This is a genomic window from Peribacillus sp. TH14 (genome assembly GCF_016651145.1).
Lineage (GTDB): Bacteria > Bacillota > Bacilli > Bacillales > DSM-1321 > Peribacillus > Peribacillus butanolivorans.
Window position 1 is genome coordinate 2,334,028 of sequence record NZ_JAEKEK010000001.1, and the last position, 15,203, is coordinate 2,349,230.

Genomic DNA, 15,203 nt, shown 5'->3' on the forward strand with positions numbered 1-15,203 from the left:
ATTTCATAATATTCTAACTATATCACGTGTGTATTTTCTCATAAATGGTAACGATAAGTAATATCTATAAGTAATCTTATGTAAGCGGACTTCTTAAAGAGCTTGGAAATAATGAAGAGGAAAGTGGCGGTAGCATGAAGCATAACAACCGGCGATTGAAGGAGAGACTATTGGAGGTCTTATCTATATCCATCGTGGCCATACTTTTTATTTATACGAATGAAAAGATGGATAATAATCTTTCTATCGGTATATTTACAATTATTCTCGGTGTCGCTGGATTTTTGGTCTATCTTAAGGAATGGATAACGAAAAGATTCATAAAGGGTACTATTTTTACAGTCTTTCTTCTTACTATAATGGCCTTTTTTCTTGGTGATATATGGTTTTACCGTTACTATTCAACACCTATCACTTCCTATATGTGGATGCAAAAAAGCAATCTAAATGGGCTTGGTGAAAGCATATTCAGTATGGTGGAAGTGAAGGACGCTGTCTTTCTACTGGTGGGCGTTCCAATTGCTGAATCATTTGTAAAGAAAATATACCCGCTCAAAGCTATGGCACTTGTACCGGCTGTATTATTTCTGATGATAGCGGGGCTGAAGCCAGTAAAAAATATTTTTATCGATCAGGTAGATATAACTCGACGTTATGAGGCGAATACCTTTTTGCGAAGTTGGGGTCCAATTGGTCATCATGTATTGGATACGTATGCCTTCTTTGTTGATTCGGGAAAGAATGAAATGTCTTCAGAAGAAAAGAGAGCCGTTTCTAATTACTTCGATAAAAAGAACAAGCAGGATAGTACATATTCTGGCTCATTAGCAGGTAAGAATGTCATCATCATCCAAGTAGAATCATTACAGGCCTTTCCGTTATTCCAAAAGAGTTCAGGACAAGAAGTCACGCCATTTATGAATAAACTAGCAAAAGACGGTTTATTCTTCCCACATGTATATCCACAGACGGTATTTGGAAACTCATCAGACGGTGAGTTGATTGTGAATACTGGGTTATATCCTTTAAAGCAAGGGGCGACCTTTTTCCGATTTCCTTACAACGATTTTCCGAGCCTTGCTAAAGAATTAAAGAAGATAGATTACCAAAGCTATGCTTTCCATGGTGATGAAGAAAACTTTTGGAACCGGCAGCATGCATATCCTGCTCTAGGTTTTGATGACTATATCTCCATTGAGGATATGCAGCAGGATGAGATTATATCGATGGGCTTGAGTGATCGTAGTTTTTTTAAACAAGGCTATGATTATTTAAAAGATAAACAAAATCCCTATTACGCTTTTTTCGTGACATTGACGAGTCATGTACCGTTTTCGCTACCAGCGGATCAGATAACATTGAAACCTGAAGTAGGAAAAGAGGGAAGCTACCTTACGAAATATTATGAAGCGTTACATTATACAGACTCGGCCATAGAGGAATTTGTAAAGAATTTGAAAGAAAATGGAAAATTGAAGGACAGCGTGATTGTTATTTACGGAGATCATGATGGCCTATTTGTAAAAGATAAACATGAAGTTGAAGGGTACTACGGAATTAAAATTAGCGATGAAGAATGGATCGAAAAGTATATGCCCATTCCAGTGATTATTTATCAGGAGGATATTCAAGGGCGTACGATTGATAAGGTGGCCGGGCAAGTCGATATTTTACCAACATTATATGATTTGCTTGGCATTCAAAGCTCTTCTTTCTTTGGAGAGACCATGCTTAATGGTGAAGAGGGAGAAGCTCTGATATTAAAAGGGGATTATGGTGCCCAAATGAAAATAAATGGAAAGGGGAGAGTAGAAGAGTTTTTACCGGAAGACCAAAAAGATGTGGATATGAGTGACCAAGTTATCCGTTCCGATTATTTTAATCAAACGATTGATTAATAAAGTAAACCTTGATTTAAAGCGTTTTTTAATATCAGAAAAGAGGATGACTAATAATAGCCATCCTCTTTCTTTATAATCCAAGATGTGTTTTTACACGGTTTTGGGCTTCGAGTTTTGTTTTCTCGGAAACAATGTTATACCAAACTCCATCGACTTTTTGATTGTCACCTTCAAGTGTATATTGTTCAATATTTTTAAGTGACGATTTGTAGTTTTTTTGAATACTTAACATTTCATTGAAACTTAAATTGGTTTCAACGTTCTTACCAAGGGCTTCAAATATATCGTCATAATTGGTAAGTGTGGATAGGCTTGCTCCTTTTTTCATGACGGCTTGTATAACTTGACGTTGCCTCATTTGGCGACCATAATCACCGCGAGGATCTTCTTTACGGATTCGGGAATAAATTAAAGCCTCTTTACCATCCAAGTCTATAGTGCCTTTTTTAAAGCTATATCCTTTATAGGCAAGGTCCATATCATTATCTACCGTGACGCCACCCACAGCATTTACAATATCCTGAAAGCCTTCCATATTCATTTTGACGTAATAATCAATCGGAATATCTAAATAGGCTTCCACTGTGTTTATCGACATATTCACGCCACCATATGCATAGGCATGGTTCATTTTATCATTCGTACCTTTACCGATTATTTCTGTACGTGTATCACGGGGCAAACTCAATAATTCGATGGATTCTTGTTTAGGGTTAATGGTCATAACAATCATCGTATCTGAACGGCCTTTGTCATTTTTTCTTTCATCTACTCCAAGTATAAGCAGTGAAAAAGGGTCCTGACTTTTAAATTTGATATCATCTACACGTTTGTCCGTTTTATGCGCCGCACCCTGCATAGTATGAATTGCACCTGCCAAGGATTGATAAACAGAGGCCGCATAAGCGCCACCACCGATGAAAAGGATAAGAAGGGTAAACCCTATTATTTTAAACGTTTTTCGTTTCTTTTTCTTTTTTTTATGTTCGGATCTCATCTTAATTCCTCCCTGAACCATTCCACTAAAATGGAAAAGTATGAAAAAGTACCTAGTTGGTATGTTTAACTATACCTGTTTTTTGTTAAGAATAGAATAGTTTCTTTTTGTACTTACAGTGTATTTTTACCTATTTCCATTCAAAAAATCGAAGGAGTCCTAGTAACAAGATTCCTTCGATTTCCTGTTAGTGGAATATTAGTGGGCGGCTGAGTCGCCCTCTATAGCTTCAGGAGCTGTATCTGAATCTCCTGGTTCTCCTGGTTCTTCAATTGGTGGTTCAGGTTGTTCAGGCTCTTCTGGTTCTAGTTGCAGGATCTCATCTTTAATGGCTTGCAGCATGTTCGATAATTGAATCTCTGTGTTTTTGTAAGAGTAAGTCGAAAATAATTTTTCATAATTTGAAATATTAGCTTTAACTTCATCATATTTTCCATTTTTTAAATCATTTTTCATTTTTAATAATAGCTCATATCTGGCTAAGTCATAGCCTATGTTTTTATTGCTAGTTTTAGCTGGGGTGACATATTTGGCAGTGGCAAGTTTTTGGACATCTTTACTGTACATTTTCTTGATTTTACTTTCAACTATTGTTATCTGACTTATCGAATTATTATAGAGAGTAAGCGTTGTATCGTTTAAAGTTCCTGCAGTTAAATAACCGGTAAGCTTCTTGTTAGCTGAGACGAGATCGTCTCCTGCCTTAATTCCATTCATGTAGGCTAGGGAGTAATCACGATAGGTTTTGGTCGTTTTTAATGCCGCATTTGGTTTTGTCCGATATTTCGCTGGAAGCTTGGCAATTGCTTTCTCTTGTTTTTTTATTTCTTTAACCGTTTTGTCATATAGTGTCTTATGGGTGCTCGTAACCGTCAATTTGTTTTGAGAGTAATAGTTTTTCAACTTAGCCGCTGTATTATTGTACGTTTTAATATTCTTCGTTACTTTATCACTGGCTGCAGTATTGCGAGTATCAAATAGCTTGTAGCCTTCTTGTGCTGTATAAAGACCAATGCTTGCGTTTTGACTCCAAATTTTAGAATAATGTTTAAGAGGTACATTAGTTTCCCCAACAGCTGGAGAAACTTCAATGGTGAAGGCTGGTTTCTTTTCTACTTTGTTAAACCAATCACCGAAACCGCCTCCGGTCGATCTTGGTTTAACAAGGCTGTAGCCGGTTATTTTACTTAATTTACTGGCATACTTATAATCCTGAGTATAGCGGCTCCCTGTTTGCTGATACTTCCAGAAAATAATTTGCCCGCTTGAATGGTAGGAAATCGTCATTTCTGGATCGATTTTTTCAACAAATGAAAGTACGGCTTTAGTTTCGGACGCTGTCGCCACTTTAGCGCCCTTGTAATTTTTATATGAGGGTGCTTTAGGGCTTTCGAGATTCTTCCAATTTGCATCATATTGTCTGTTTAAATCTACTCCCTTTGCATTTGCTTTCCAACGTTTAAAGTTTTTGCTGCCATTATTCATTTTAATGATTTTTGAATGGTCTTTTGCAGGGAAGTATTTCAGACCAAATTGTTGCAAGGTTACTCCATCCGGATTGACCATTGGTATAAACCAAATGGTTGTATTATTAAGGAGCTTTTTGACATCATAGCCGTTGATTTTGGTGCCGCTTTTATAGGCAGCTGAATATTTGTCTATCATATTCATCGTGAGATTGGTAGTAATCCATTCACGGGCATGGTGAGATCCATTAATGAAAACAGTAGAATCCCCTTTTCCAAGAGAAACAGCATATATATTCCGCCCGTATTCAGATTTTCCAATAACTTCTTTTTTGATGATACCGGGATAAGCTTGTTCGAGCTTCTTAATATCGTTTAGCATCTTAGCGGTAGAGTATGTTTGATTCGGATTAACAATCGATGATTGTGCAAAAGTAGATTCTGTGAAAAGTGATATAGACCCGCAGAGGATGACGAAAGAAAATAAAAATATACGAAATATTAACATGCTATGCCCCATTTCGAGATAATAATAACCATAGATTAATATAGAAAGTGCATATTTTTGCATAAAATTACCAGAATCTTAAAATGTAGTCTGGTAAAAAACACTATAAACTTCTATAACCAATGATTCTACTTTTGAAGTAAGAGTTTGAAACGGTATTGATTTCTATTCCCTTACTTGAAGAGGCATGAATGAACTGTCCATCTCCTAGGTAAATACCCATATGACTAACGACTGCTCTATTCGAACCAGTTGCAAAAAAGATAAGATCACCAGACTTCGGTGAAGTAACTTTTTTTCCCATATCATAATAAGTGGAAGAGGAAAGCCTCGAAACTTTATAACCAGCTTTTTTAAACGTATAGTAAATAAATCCGCTGCAGTCGAAACCTGAGGGGGAAGCGCCAGCCCACGAATAAGGGGAACCAATTAATTTTTTTGCTTCAGAAACGAGTGTGTCTACCTTATTACCGGAGTGTGGTGTATCTACTTTTTCATTGCTTTGATCTGTAGAGTCTGTATTGGCTGATTTAACTAGTTTTAGTTTCTGGCCTATTCTGATTAGATCGGACTTTAACGAGTTTATTGATTTAAGTTCAGCCACAGTTAAGTTAGTCTTTTTTGAAATTTTTGAAAGTGTGTCACCTTTTACCACAACGTATGTACCCGATATTTTTGGGGGCGATGTAACATTTGATGGTTTGGAACTGCTAGGTAAATCAATAGTAGTTGAAGTAGTGGAACTAGATACGATAAGTTTAGCACCTGCATAAATTCTATCGGATTTTAGGTTATTTAACTTCTTTAACTCAGCAAGTGTAAGGTTATGTTTGTTTGCTATTCTAGTTAAAGTATCTCCAGAAACAATGGTATAAGTGGTTTTCTTTGTTTTTTCTACGGAAACTGAAGCAGACTTTGCTGTTGTGGTTGTTGTTGTTTTGGAGTTGGGTGTAATTAATTTTTGATTAATCTTCAATAGGTCTGTTTTTAAGTTATTAAGAAGTTTTAAGTCCTTCACCGTAGTATTATGATTTTGAGCGATCTTGCTTAAGGTATCGCCGCTTTTAACTGTATAGGTACTGGCAAGGGCAGGAGAAACAAACGTCGATGATAGAATAGCTAATGTCGAAAATGCGACAACACTCTTTTTCACGGTTTTCCACCTCAAATATGTCTTTTTCCCTATTCTATCAAATTAATTGGTAAAAATTATATTACATTTTTGTTACAAGGGGAAGATAGTAGTATTTTACTGGTTTATACTGGTGGGATTTGAGTATTGTAATCTACAATATTTTCTATTTTATGAGTCTTTTTTCACATTTTGCAGATATTGAAGATTTGTGCGTATATGATGATCTACAATTATAAATAAATAAAAACGAAAAAAGGGTTCCTGGACGGTATCCTTTCTTTCGTTTATTGGAAAAAGCGACATACCAAATGGCGGTTGATCCTGAAATTTGGATCTTATACCAATTGAACAAATTAGCAGAATTATTTTCTTCTATAGAACTTGCTACAACCATAATTTCGTTCCTTTTTTAAATGTTTGTTTATTTGAACTGATTGTCGATGGTTTATTACATAAAAAAACCACTCCGTGTTTTACGGAGTGGTTGCTCTATTTTTATCGAAAATCAGAATTTATCTAATGATTTTCTTATTTTGAATTGTGAAAGAGAAAATCTACTAACTTTTCACTTGAATTTCCAGTGGAGTATTGATTCCACTTTTGCTTAAAGGGCTCAATTTTTTCTATAGAATAATCAGCGTTCCGGATTTTTTTAATGAGCTCTTCATTGGTAGATACGACCGGTCCGGGCATGGAAGAGGAATAATCCTCCCAAAATCCGCGCTCTTTCTCGTACTTTTCCAAGTCATAAGCAAAGAAAATCATTGGTTTTTCTAAATAAGAAAATTCAAATGGAATCGAAGAGTAATCGGTTATTAAAAGATCCGTGCTAATTAGCAGTTGGTTCACATGAAAATCACTATGGACTGGATATACGAATCCGGGAAATTTATGTTGTAAATCATGTTCTGCTTTTACAGCCGGATGCAGTTTCAACAATAACGCGTAATTTTCGCTTTGCAGTTCTTTGTAGAGTAATTCTAAATCGAGTGCAATTTCTCCGGTGTTTAAGCCATCATTTCGAAATGTGGGGGCATATAACATGATTTTTTTATGCTCGAGCTCAGGAAACATGGCTAACAACGCTCTACGTGAAGTTTTTTTAGATTCATCATTAAAGAAGAAATCAGTCCGAGGTATCCCAGTTCTAAGAATATGGGATTTCGGTAATTGAAAACTTTCCTGAAAAATTTCTGCCATTTTCTCGGAACCTATTGTGACATAATCAAATTTTTGATATACCTCCAAAAATCTTTTTCTTGCACCGGCAGAACGACTTTTAATCGAAGGATCCTTCGACCCGAATTGCTTAATGGCACCGGCCGCATGCCATACTTGAACACAAGTCACTGTCTTTTTAAATGTAGTGGTTGAAAGAAAACCAAAGTAATTATCAATGATAATTACTTTGGAAGTAGCCAGGTGATAAATCGACCGAATCATGGCGATTATATTTTTCGTTTCAAACGGAAGGACGATGGTTTTTCCATCGTCCTTCACTTGTATATGACTGCTCGATTTCATTAAAAATACTTTTTGTACAGCAAGGTTCTGCTTGTCCATTTCATCTGCAATGTACTGACAATTGTCCCCGAAGGATGTGACAAAGGTTGTTTTATCAGTTAATGGAAATAGTTTAAAGATAGAGAATATCACTTTGAAGCAAAATAAATAAATCCCTATCGCGAATTCTTTAGCCATTTGTAACTTGTAAAAGGTCATCTTTAATTTGAGAAGTAGAGATGCCGATTGTTCTTGGCAGGTATACAACTTCACAAACTTCAGCCAGTTCATCGAATTGGCCTTTCCAGTCATCTCCCATGACAAAAATATCTACACCTTCACGAACGATATCTTCTCTTTTTTGCGCCCAATTGTCTTCCGGTATAACTTCATCCACGTAGCGAATGGATTCAAGAATCATTTTTCTGTTTTCAAAGCTATGATAAGCTTTTTTATCTTTTAGAGCATTAAATTCATCCGTTGAAATAGCAACGATTAGATAATCTCCTAGGTCCTTAGCGCGTTTTAATAGATTGATATGGCCCCAATGAAGCAAATCAAAGGTACCGTACGTGATTACTTTCTTCATCTTTATTCCTCCTGTACAAGTATATTTATTTATATTTATTAAGAAAAGGTCGAAGTAGGATATTTTAATGAGAAGCATAAAGGCGAACAATTGGACGCATTATATATATGAATATGAAGTGTTTGTGTTTTAATAATGCTTCACTATCTAATTATAACGCAAAATTTTTACAAATAAACCACAAAATTTTTACAATATTAATAAATAATTAGTTTATTAGATAACTATTCATGAGTTTAACAATTTTTAAACCTGTTAGGACAAGAAAAAAGCACAATATTCCAATAAATTACATAAGGAAGTTAAATTCTTAAATATCTATTATATAGTATCTTTTAGTTATTTTGGTACTCGAAAATGTGTCAGTACATATTCATTAATTTTTTTATTTTGATACTGTTAGGTTTGCGGTTAAATCTATTTTAGAAAGGGGTGATTAAGTTATAGGTACAACCAGTAGGGGAACAATAACATTCTTGTTTCGAGTAAGGGCGAGTTGTTAGCAACAAATTTATAAGATGCATTGTAATCTTAAGCGCAACAACTAGAAGCGAATAATTCGTATACTAGGGCATTCTACAAGAGAAGTTGGTGTCATTTTAAATAGCCATTCTTTCTGTATTGCGCGTGAGTAAAAATGAAATTATGGTTTATATGATAAATAAAGCAGCCAGGAGGCTCAATAGCTGGATATAAGGTCATAAATAGCTTGTATACATAGTGGGAAATATTATTTAGTCTAGCTTGAACAGACTACGTAAAATTGCTTTATAAATGGTCTCCTGAACAATATGGGAACTATCGTTTAAAAACAAATTTACAACTGCTTTATCAATGGAAGCTATGTGCCAATTGCATTTCGTCTTGAGACAGAAAGCAAGCTGAGAGATTCAGGGTACCCTTTGTGTCTAGTTGAGTAAAGGCAAGGGTTATAGTACAACCTTTATAGACCCAAAATGCGTATTTACCAAGTTGTCACGTGCAAGATGGACCGCTATACCTACATCCCGCTTCGTAGGAAGAATAATTCTGTGCAATAGAAAAGATTTGGAAACCCTTGTACATTTTGTTAATATGTAATCCATTTCGCTGTTATATCAAGATTATTGCGCATAATACTTCTATATAATGTATCCCCTAACATTGACCTCATCCTATTGAAACGTGCCATAAGCAATAATTCATCCAGTTATGTAAAGATAGTTTACCTCATTAATTATTGAGAAAAACGTTAAAAAAGTTTATGATTTTAGAGTGTAAATTTGCAAATGATTTATTTTAAATAATTTGTTATAGGTGGTCTACAATGATAAATAAGCTTCTTAGAAAAAGGAAAGTGAAAAAATCTCCTAAAATTAGGTTGAAACAGAGTCTGACCATTGTCCAAGAAAAAGATATTCTTTTGATTAAAGGAAAGTTTTCAAAAGAATATTATTGCGCAAAAGAACTTTGGCTTCATTCAAGGGAAAATGAAGTTAAAACGATAAAAATCGCTGAAACTTCATCTAATTTTGATTTTAAAATAAATCTAAAAGATTTAAACCAAAACTTACAAGAGTCGGAACCAATGATTTATGACTGTTATATCAAGGTTTCCGTGCCTGTTGAAAAACTGAGCGAAAAAACAATCCTTAAAATTGAAGATAAAGCCGAGTATGTGGAGGTAGGCGACGAGTTATATATCGAATATTTACTTCGTCTAGGGCGTTTTCAGGAAACCTACATTGATCAATTAAGTTTTTTCACATATGAAGATAAACAAAGTATTTTCTCTATAACTAAAAAAGGTAATCTATCTCTTCACTTCAATAAGGTACCTGGCACTTCAGTAAAATCCCAAATTGAAAAATTGACCTATGAGCCAAAATCAATGCTTATCAATGGGCAAATTTTTACTAAGAATTCAAAGATTCTTTCAGGTGAAGGTATAGTAAAAGGAAGACAAAGTGAAAAAGAATATCAAGCAAATATATCCTTTATTTATAACCAGGAAGTTAATATTAAGAAATATGGGTTGAATCGTTATATATATAATATCAATTTAAATTTAGAACAATTAGTCGATGAAGATTTGGCAGATGATGTATTTGATATTTATATGAAATTGCATTTGCACGATCAGGAAGAGCCGAAAATGGTACGGGTTGGTAGACCAACAACTAGAGCTAAAATATTTACAAAACAGACCAGTGTTAACCGGGATAATACAGTTGCTGTAGTCAAACCATACTATACCTTTAAAGCCTCAAATTTATCATTAGAAGTGTTTAACTTCCCGATAGATACGTATCAATATTTAAGAAGGGAAATGCGTTGGGGAAGGTTCTCGAGTTTATTTAAAAAGAAAAAAGATGTATGGATTATTGGCGAAAGAACTTATAAAGCGCAGGATACTGGATATCACTTTTTTAAATATATGAGGGAAAATCATCCTGAAAAAGAAGTGTATTATGTGATCGAGGAAAAATCTGTGGAAGCTAAGAACGTAGAGCCTCTAGGTAATGTACTCTATTTCAAGTCAAGGGAACATATTAAAAAGACCTTAGAATCGACACGTGTTATATCATCACATCATCCTGATTATTTGTATCCTTTAAGAACATCTGCTTTTAAAAGGCGGGTTAAGGCTGTTAAAGTTTTTCTTCAACATGGTGTTATGGGTACTAAGAATATGGTAGCTAATTATGGGAAACATGCAACATCAGGCTTTAATACGGATGTTTTTCTAGTAAGTTCAGATTTCGAAAAGAATATGATTGTCACTGATTTTGAGTATAACGAAAATGAAGTGTTTACGACAGGACTCTCGAGGTTTGACTCCTTGTTTAAGAATGATGTTTTATTGAAGCGACAATTGTTGATTATTCCAACTTGGAGAGATTGGATTACATCTGATGAAGCATTTTTGGAAAGTGAGTATTTTGAGCGTTATCAGAAATTAGTGCACCATTCGGCTTTACATGATTTTTCTAAAAATTACGGTTTTGAAATCATTTTTTGCCTGCACCCTAATATGCAAAAATTCACGCCTTATTTTAAAGATGCTCCAGTTAGGGTAATTAGTCAGGGAGAAGTGGATGTTCAAAGGCTAATTAAGGAAAGTGCGATTATGATAACGGATTATTCAAGTGTTGCCTTTGACTTTAGCTTCCTGCATAAGCCAGTGATTTACTATCAATTTGATAGAGACCGTTTCATAGGGAAAAGACCATCACATTTGGATTTAGATAATGATCTTCCAGGTGAAATCGTTAATGAATTGGATGAACTGATCGTTTTTATTGAAAAGTATGCCAAAAATAATTTTATCATGGAGAAAAAATATATAGATAAAGCTAACCGTTTTATTAAATATCGTGATGTTCATTCTAATTCAAGAATTTTCGATGTGATTCAAAATGTTAAAAAAGAAGAAAAGTTAATAGAGAAAATCTATAATCATGTAATGTTTAAATTCTTATTGAATCGTTTCAGGAAGAGTGGAGTTTATTTCCCTGTAATGAAAAAAGTATATAAAATTATGTCTAGGGTACTACCTGTTGACCGAAACCTTATTCTTTTTGAAAGTGGAATTGGAAAACAATTTGCAGATAGTCCCAAGTATATTTATGAAGAACTAGTAAAAAGGGATAATAACTATAAAAAAATTTGGGTTTATAATAGTAATTTACCGATAAAGGATAAGAATACTAAACGGATAAAACGTTTAAGTCCGGAATATTATTATTATTTAGCTAAAGCAGGCTATTGGATAAATAATCAAAACTTTCCTACGTATATAAATAAAAGAAAAGAGACGACTTATATTCAGACGTGGCATGGTACACCTTTGAAAAAGATGCAATTTGATATAGAGAATATTCAAGGAAGAGACGATGGATATTTAAATCGAGTGCATAGTGCAACAAAGAATTGGGATTATTTAATATCACCAAGTCCATATGCGTCCAAGGCCTTCAAAAGTGCGTTTCGCTATGATGGAGAAATATTAGAAACGGGATATCCTAGGAATGATCTGTTTTATAGGGAAGATGTTTCAGTCATTGCAAACTCTGTAGCGGGTAAATTGAAGTTGCCAAAAGGAAAAAAAGTTATTTTATATGCTCCTACATTTCGAGATAATCAAACATCTAAAAACAATAAATTCATTTTTGAGTTGAATTTAAATTTGGAGAGAATGAAAGAAGTTCTTGGAAATGAATACATCCTATTATTAAGGATGCATGTTGTAATTAGTAATAAATTCCGTATCCCAGAAGGGTACGAAGATTTTGTTATGAATGTGTCCAATTATTCAGATATTCAGGAGCTCTACCTGATTAGTGATATATTGATTACTGATTATTCTTCAGTAATGTTTGATTTTGCTAATACAGGTCGACCTATTTTGTATTACACTTATGATTTGGAAGATTACAGAGATAATATTCGTGGATTCTATATGGATTTTGAAAGAGAAGCACCAGGTCCATTTTTAAAAACCACTGAGGATATTATAGAATCTATTACCAATATTGATGAATTAAACATGCAATACAAAAAAAGGTACAGTTTATTTAGAGAAAAGTATTGTGGAATAGAGGATGGTAAAGCAACAAAGAGAATCGTTGATAAATTCTTTGATAATTGATTTACTATTTCTAGGTGAGATAAAAAGGTCTCTGTAGTTGCTGTAGCATATAATGCCGAGAAGTTCATTAGAAAAACCATTGAATCGGTAATTAATCAATCTATAGAGATCAGATTGAATTATAATCATAGATGATTGATTTATGGAGAATCGCATCGGTGATTTCATAATGCTATTTGAATGGTTAATGCGAGATTCTAATAAAAATGTCGAGTTTTAGACAACAGTGGCAAATAATTTGGGACTAGCATTAAAGCCTTTGGAGTAGCCGTTAAGTGTACACCAAAAATAAGCTCTCCCTAATATGGGCGAGCTTATTTTTAGTCCGGAATATTTTAAAGAAGTAGTTTGTTGAGTAGGAGAGATTCTGTATTTTCTGGGTTTAAGCATTCAACCACTACTACTACTTAATAAACAGGGAGATAAGATATGTTAAATAAAAAAATACAAATCCCAAGTAAACCTTCCTTTTTATCAGCGTTTAAAAATATAGTTAAAACCATTTTTTTTAGAGGATATAAATTCATTTTTGGCATAGCAGCGAAAGTGCTTCCAGTCGACAAAAAGCTTGTTATTTTTGAAAGTTTTTTAGGGAAGCAATACAGTTGTAATCCTCGTGCAATATATGAATACTTGCAGTGTCACCATTCTGAATATAAAATGTATTGGAGTGTAGATAATAGGTATACCGCTCAATTTGAAGAGGCAGGTATTCCCTATCTCAAACGTTTTTCACTTAGTTGGCTACTTAAAATGACACGCGCTCGTTACTGGGTAACGAACAGCAGGTTACCGCTTTGGATTCCAAAGCCGAATCACACGGTTTATTTGCAAACGTGGCATGGAACTCCATTGAAGAAACTTGCGTCAGATATGAAGGAAGTTCATATGCCTGGAACGACAACGGAAAGTTATAAAGAAAATTTCCATGCCGAATCAAGTAAATGGGATTATTTAATTTCTCCGAATGCTTATTCAAGTGAGATTTTTGCTCGTGCCTTTCAAGTTGAACCTTCTAAAATACTGGAAACGGGTTATCCGCGTAATGATTTACTGTACAATGGGAATAATCGTGATACAATCGACTCATTGAAACGGAAGTTGGGTATACCATTAGAGAAAAAGGTTATTTTATATGCCCCTACGTGGAGAGACGATGAGTTTTATAGCAAGGGAAAATATAAATTTGAAATAAAACTGGACTTGGATCAAATGAAACAGGAATTAGGGGATGAGTATGTTATTTTGCTCCGTCTTCATTATTTAATTTCTGAGAACTTGGATGTATCGGCGTATCAAGGTTTTGTCTACAATTTATCCAGCTATGAAGATATCAATCATTTGTATCTTATTTCAGATTTATTAATAACTGATTATTCATCAGTTTTCTTTGATTACGCAAATTTAAAGCGACCAATGTTGTTCTATGTATATGATATTGAAAATTACAGGGACAGGCTTCGCGGGTTTTACTTTGATTTTGAAGCGATGGCACCAGGTTCGTTAGTAAAAACGTCTGATGCGGTCATTGATAGCATCAAGGCTATGGAGTTTGGAAATGCTGTAGGATCTAATCAATTTCATGAGAAGTTTTGTGCGCTCGAGGATGGCCAAGCTTCGCGCCGTGTCGTAGAAAAAGTGTTTTTAGGAAGGTCTGTGTAATATATGAGTTCAGCTTTGACCGTTTTAAAAGAACAAATTAACAATTTTTATTTGATAAGGCGTTTGTCTGCTTACGAGATGAAAAGCGCTAACAGCAGTAACTACCTAGGAATCCTGTGGGAAATCATCAATCCGATGATTCAAATTGCGATTTATTGGTTTGTATTCGGGTTTATAATGGTTAATCGTGGCGAGGATTTCCTTCCATGGCTGATGGCAGGGATCGTAGTTTGGTTCTTTGTGAATCCGACAATAACCCAGACGTCTAAATCTGTCTATTCCCGAATGAATATGGTGTCCAAGATGAGTTTTCCAATGAGTGTCATTCCTTCTTATGTTATTTTTGCTAAGTTGTATCAACATCTCATGCTGCTTGGTATCATCATCATACTTTTAGCGTTTACGGGTTATCTCCCGACGTTTTACATCATACAACTGCCTTACTATATTGTTGCGACAGTGGCTCTGTTATTTTCATTTGGATTAATTTCTTCCACCTTATCAACCATTATTCGTGATGTTCACAATATAATACTGTCATTAATGAAAGTCTTGTTTTATTTAACACCAATCCTTTGGGTATTAGATGCTAAAGATCATCCAGTAATCGTTAATATCATGAAGCTAAATCCTCTATATTATATTGTTGAAGGGTATCGAGCTTCGTTATTGGGGGAATCATGGTACCTAATAGTGAATTGGGAATATACGCTTTATTTCTGGGCAGTCGTAATCGTCTTATTTTTGATAGGTTCCTCGCTGCATGTTAGATTTAGAGATCGCTTTGTTGACTTTAAGTAAACTGGAAGTGA

Annotated in this window: 8 protein-coding genes and 2 pseudogenes; 5 read left to right on the top strand and 5 right to left on the bottom strand. The window is 34.5% G+C overall.

The genetic code is table 11. The features are described 5' to 3' along the window. The first annotated feature begins 134 nt into the window (after nt 1-134). On the top strand, nt 135-1,898 hold the full coding sequence (locus JFU50_RS11285) for an LTA synthase family protein (RefSeq protein ID WP_201222632.1): 1,764 nt from the start codon (nt 135-137) through the stop codon (nt 1,896-1,898). A 73-nt stretch (nt 1,899-1,971) separates the two neighbouring features. On the opposite strand, the gene JFU50_RS11290 is transcribed toward JFU50_RS11285, so the two are convergent. The 5 genes from JFU50_RS11290 to tagD all read right to left on the bottom strand — a co-directional run bounded on the left by JFU50_RS11290 (nt 1,972) and on the right by tagD (nt 8,099). Then, on the bottom strand, nt 1,972-2,898 hold the full coding sequence (locus JFU50_RS11290; protein WP_201222635.1) for an LCP family glycopolymer transferase: 927 nt from the start codon (nt 2,896-2,898) through the stop codon (nt 1,972-1,974). Nucleotides 2,899-3,096: 198 nt separating this feature from the next. Beyond that, on the bottom strand, nt 3,097-4,872 hold the full coding sequence (locus JFU50_RS11295; RefSeq protein ID WP_242489039.1) for a M14 family zinc carboxypeptidase: 1,776 nt from the start codon (nt 4,870-4,872) through the stop codon (nt 3,097-3,099). A 103-nt stretch (nt 4,873-4,975) separates the two neighbouring features. After that, nucleotides 4,976-6,025 (bottom strand): C40 family peptidase, encoded by a 1,050-nt coding sequence (locus tag JFU50_RS11300; RefSeq protein WP_201222639.1) that lies wholly within the window; start codon nt 6,023-6,025, stop codon nt 4,976-4,978. A gap of 510 nt (nt 6,026-6,535) precedes the next feature. Further along, on the bottom strand, nt 6,536-7,708 hold the full coding sequence (locus JFU50_RS11305; RefSeq protein ID WP_201187420.1) for a CDP-glycerol glycerophosphotransferase family protein: 1,173 nt from the start codon (nt 7,706-7,708) through the stop codon (nt 6,536-6,538). Beyond that, nucleotides 7,701-8,099, bottom strand: a complete 399-nt coding sequence (gene tagD / locus JFU50_RS11310) for a glycerol-3-phosphate cytidylyltransferase (RefSeq protein WP_201187419.1) — start codon at nt 8,097-8,099, stop codon at nt 7,701-7,703. Before tagD ends, JFU50_RS11305 begins: the two co-directional genes overlap by 8 nt. Before the next feature lie 1,306 nt (nt 8,100-9,405). On the opposite strand from tagD, the gene JFU50_RS11315 reads away from it, so the two are divergent. The 4 genes and pseudogenes from JFU50_RS11315 to JFU50_RS11325 all read left to right on the top strand — a co-directional run bounded on the left by JFU50_RS11315 (nt 9,406) and on the right by JFU50_RS11325 (nt 15,192). After that, on the top strand, nt 9,406-12,729 hold the full coding sequence (locus JFU50_RS11315; protein ID WP_201222641.1) for a CDP-glycerol glycerophosphotransferase family protein: 3,324 nt from the start codon (nt 9,406-9,408) through the stop codon (nt 12,727-12,729). A 42-nt stretch (nt 12,730-12,771) separates the two neighbouring features. Then, nucleotides 12,772-12,864: pseudogene (locus JFU50_RS31965) on the top strand (hypothetical protein); the annotation flags it as partial. A 303-nt stretch (nt 12,865-13,167) separates the two neighbouring features. Next, nucleotides 13,168-14,391 (top strand): annotated as a pseudogene (locus JFU50_RS11320) (CDP-glycerol glycerophosphotransferase family protein); the annotation flags it as partial. 3 nt (nt 14,392-14,394) lie between these two features. Next, complete coding sequence (locus JFU50_RS11325) at nt 14,395-15,192, top strand: ABC transporter permease (protein ID WP_201187414.1); 798 nt, start codon at nt 14,395-14,397, stop codon at nt 15,190-15,192. Nucleotides 15,193-15,203: the final 11 nt, after the last annotated feature.

Excerpts from the sequence above, each read along its gene's own strand:
- JFU50_RS11285 (WP_201222632.1), top strand. The coding sequence starts at position 135 with ATGAAGCATAACAACCGGCGATTGAAGGAGAGACTATTGGAGGTCTTA.
- JFU50_RS11290 (WP_201222635.1), bottom strand. The coding sequence starts at position 2,898 with ATGAGATCCGAACATAAAAAAAAGAAAAAGAAACGAAAAACGTTTAAA.
- JFU50_RS11295 (WP_242489039.1), bottom strand. The coding sequence starts at position 4,872 with ATGTTAATATTTCGTATATTTTTATTTTCTTTCGTCATCCTCTGCGGG.
- JFU50_RS11305 (WP_201187420.1), bottom strand. The coding sequence starts at position 7,708 with ATGGCTAAAGAATTCGCGATAGGGATTTATTTATTTTGCTTCAAAGTG.
- tagD (WP_201187419.1), bottom strand. The coding sequence starts at position 8,099 with ATGAAGAAAGTAATCACGTACGGTACCTTTGATTTGCTTCATTGGGGC.
- JFU50_RS11315 (WP_201222641.1), top strand. The coding sequence starts at position 9,406 with ATGATAAATAAGCTTCTTAGAAAAAGGAAAGTGAAAAAATCTCCTAAA.
- JFU50_RS11325 (WP_201187414.1), top strand. The coding sequence starts at position 14,395 with ATGAGTTCAGCTTTGACCGTTTTAAAAGAACAAATTAACAATTTTTAT.